This window comes from Comamonas sp. GCA5 (assembly GCF_036541385.1).
Classification (GTDB): domain Bacteria; phylum Pseudomonadota; class Gammaproteobacteria; order Burkholderiales; family Burkholderiaceae_C; genus Comamonas; species Comamonas aquatica.
This window is the reverse complement of record NZ_JAZHFR010000294.1, coordinates 1-238: the sequence shown is the minus strand read 5'-3', so window position 1 is coordinate 238 and position 238 is coordinate 1. Positions and strand designations below refer to the sequence as shown.

Sequence of the window (238 nt, the reverse complement as noted above, 5' to 3'; positions counted from 1 at the left end):
ATGGCAGTATCAAAGTTATAGGGTCAAGCCTCACGGGCAATTAGTACTGGTTAGCTTAACGCATTACTGCGCTTCCACACCCAGCCTATCAACGTCGTGGTCTACAACGACCCTTCAGGGGCTCAAGGCCCCGGCAGATCTTATCTTGAAACGAGTTTCCCGCTTAGATGCTTTCAGCGGTTATCTCTTCCACACGTAGCTACCCTGCGATGCCACTGGCGTGACAACAGGTACACCA

General features: G+C 51.7%; 1 rRNA gene. It reads right to left on the bottom strand.

The window, feature by feature from the left end:
* Positions 1–19: 19 nt before the first annotated feature.
* Positions 20–238, bottom strand: a 23S ribosomal RNA gene (locus SJH88_RS19680); the annotation flags it as partial.